Genomic DNA, 3,340 nt, shown 5'->3' on the forward strand with positions numbered 1-3,340 from the left:
ATGTTAATTATAGAAAGATTTCCTAGTAAAGTATTTTCAATGAAATGCATTTTTTTATAATATTCCGCTTTCTTTTTGCTTCATTTTATAAATTAAGGAATAAAAGATTACTAGGAACAATCCGGGCATAAAAAAACAATAACTGTTTAAAAAAACAGTTATTGTTTTTGGTTTTATCTATCGATCTGTGGATTTAATCTAAATAGAGCTTCCCAGACAATGAAATCAAAATATTTGCCTGTTTATCAGTGATTGTTTTCCCCATTTGAGCAGACAACTCATTTTCAAATGCCTTCAGTTTACCATCTACGGCCTGTTTATTTCCTTTGGCAGCTGCTTCCTTAGCTGATTGAAGTTTCGCCACTAGTGAATGTGACACCCCATCATTACTTACAAAAGACTGAGTTAACTTGCCTAAACTATCAAAATCTACCGTCACCTTAAACTGAGCTTCGACTTTCGCCGTATTACCAGCTTTATCTGTGGCTGATGCAATGATTTTATTTACCCCCAACTCGAAGCTATAGGCAGGTCCTTCGACACTTGGGCATTCTTTTGAAGCAATACCGGACAAATCATCGCTTGCACTGCAAGTGATTTTAATCATTGAATCAACGGAATAAGTATTCTGTAATCCAATAAGTTTAACCACAGGAGCGGTCATGTCAAGTGTGATCTTTTGTTGATATGTTTCACTAACATTTCCCGCATGGTCTTTAAATTCAACGAATACTGTCTTTTCCCCATCTCCAGACGGCAAAGTCCATTCCTTAGTGGTCACATACGGTTCCCACTCTGCCCATTCATTTTTGTCGGTTGAATATCGCGTTTGATAGACACCGCTATTATTATCCGTGGCTTCAAGGGATAAGGTAACGGTTGAATCCTTTGTGTACTCTGTACTATTGTTTATAGTAAAGTGACCTTCAGGGCCTTTTGTATCAACATACACAGGTTCAGTGATACCTTTTAAAGTAGGCTTTACTGGTTTTATGGTACCGTCAGCGTTAAACTCCATCTTATCAATGACAACCTCACGGTTAAAACCGTTACCATCAGGCATTGCATGACGTGCATAAACAATATAATATTCATCCGTGCCTGGGATGTTTAAAATAGAGTTATGACCTGGCCCTTTGATTCCAAGGCTTAAATCTTTACTTAGAATGACACCCTTCTTTGTCCAAGGTCCCATTGGAGATGAGCCTGTTGCATAAGCAACCTGATAATTCTCGCTACCTGTATCATCTTCTGACCACATTAAGTAATAAATACCGTTTCTTTTAAATACAACAGATCCCTCTCTAAAATTAGGCGGGGTCATCTTGACTGGAGTATTTGCAAAAGAAACCATATCATCATTTAGCTTTGCACCATAGAGATCACCATTACCCCAATAAAAATAGGATTGGCCATCATCATCTGTAAATACGTATGGATCAATGGCTTGGCCGGAATATTTTCCACTTGGCACCAATGGTTTGCCTAAAGCATCTTTAAATGGTCCTGTTGGTGTTGGTGCTGTTGCTACACCAATGTTGGCGTCTGCACAGAAATAGTAATAATATTTACCATTCTTTTCTGCGATTGCCGGTGCCCAAGCGCGCTTATCTGCCCATGTAACATCATCAGTTGCTAAATCTAAGATTACACCCTCGTCTTTCCAATTTATTAAATCTTTTGAGGAGAATGCTTTAAATTGAGAACCTGACCAACCGGTAAAGCCATCTGTTGTAGGATAAATATAATAAGTATCACCAAAAACAGCAATCTGTGGATCTGCATAAAGTCCTGGCAATGTACCTGTTGGAAATACTTTTAAACTCACAGTCCATTCCTGCTTATTTCCATCCTTGTCCGTCACCGTATAGGTAATAGGATTAGTAAAATCCTGTCTTTCTCCTGACGCTGGACTTACAGTAGATCCAGGTTTAATAGTTATAGTAGGAGCCAAATTAGTTATATCCAAACCTTCTCCTTCTTTAACAGGAACTGTAATTCTATGTGATTTAGAATCTATTTCAGCTTGACCTTTTTGACCAGGCACTACAAAATTGCCAATTCCAGTCGATTGAATAGACATTTCTAGAATTTCTGCTTCTGAAAGTGTACGATTATATACTTTTACGTTGTCGAAATAACCTTTGAAGTATTGGTCTCCTGAGTAAAAGGATTTACCTAAAAATGCTGATAATTGTGCACCTAAGTCTGTCATTGATACTGTTACATTGTTATTTTCAGCAACAAGTATCCCGTCCTTATACATGGCCATGCTTGTAGGTGTAATGACAAGTTTGATATTGAACCACTTGCTCCTAATAGAAGTGGTATTTGTTTTTACCTCCTGTTCCGATGACCAGCTAGTAGTCGTCATCGCATTTCTTATCTCCGTATCGCGTGTTCTTAGGAACATATATTTTTGGTCATTCTTTCCTATGGCAAAGGTAAAGAAGTTTCCTGATACTGTTTCCGGTTTAATATCCATAGAGATAGTCACAGTATTTCTTCCATCAAAGAAACCTGTCGGAAAGGCGGCAAATGTATTAGTTGTTCCATCTAGATATAATGCCTTTGAATCCTTTTCGGTATCTGTCACATAAGTTGCATTTCCATTCAATGTACCGGTATGGTTATTTCCCGAATTATCCTGAATAGTCTTGTCTGTAGTGATTGCATCAAAGTTATACTCAAGAATTGGCTGTTCTTGTTCTTCTTCATCAGGCACATTGACCACCTTATCCCATTGGGACATTACAGTATCGTACTCTTCTTGTGTTAGATTGAGTACTAATGTCTCTTACGGTTGGAACCCAAAGAATAGTCTGCAGTTGTTAATTTAGTGAACTGGCCGCTTGCTAAATCAGATGTAATTAATGGAAGATAACCTTTTCCAGTCGCATACTGATCGACCATTAAATTCCAGGCATTTCTATCATTGAATTTATAAATTAATGGCCCTTCAACGTCGGACCCTGTTAATCCTGTTGAAGATTGAATGGTACCAATTTTTGACCACTCACCAAGAATTTGTTTACTTTTTTCAATCGTAATTTGACCATCCCCTGAATAACGGTAATACATATTCCCATCTTCAATAATGGTTGTATCAATAATATGCTGACTACCAGGACGATCAATGAACATCTTTGGTTCTGTGAACGTATAAAAATCTCTTGTCTTTGCATAATAGATGTTATGTGGTTCGAATACCCCTTGATCATTCTTCACAGTTGAAGCCCAGAATACTACGTATTCCCCTGTCTTTTCGTCATAAAATGCTTCCGGTGCCCATGCATCACCTGCATTGGGTGGAGCTACCTCTACCATTCTTGGTTTAGAC

At 38.0% G+C, this 3,340-nt stretch carries 1 protein-coding gene and 1 pseudogene; both read right to left on the minus strand.

Annotated features, from left to right (window positions below; genetic code table 11):
* Window positions 1-193: 193 nt before the first annotated feature.
* Window positions 194-2,752: a family 43 glycosylhydrolase gene (locus tag V7659_RS19970; protein ID WP_335541675.1), complete on the minus strand. Its 2,559-nt coding sequence runs from the start codon at window positions 2,750-2,752 to the stop codon at window positions 194-196.
* Between the two features lie 35 nt (window positions 2,753-2,787).
* Window positions 2,788-3,340: pseudogene (locus tag V7659_RS19975) on the minus strand (glycoside hydrolase family 43 protein); the annotation flags it as partial.

It is taken from the genome of Neobacillus drentensis, from assembly GCF_036966985.1.
In the GTDB taxonomy this organism is placed as follows: Bacteria; Bacillota; Bacilli; order Bacillales; family Cytobacillaceae; genus Neobacillus; species Neobacillus drentensis_E.

Coding starts and splice junctions, on each gene's coding strand:
- V7659_RS19970 (WP_335541675.1), bottom strand. CDS start 2,752: ATGTCCCAATGGGATAAGGTGGTCAATGTGCCTGATGAAGAAGAACAA.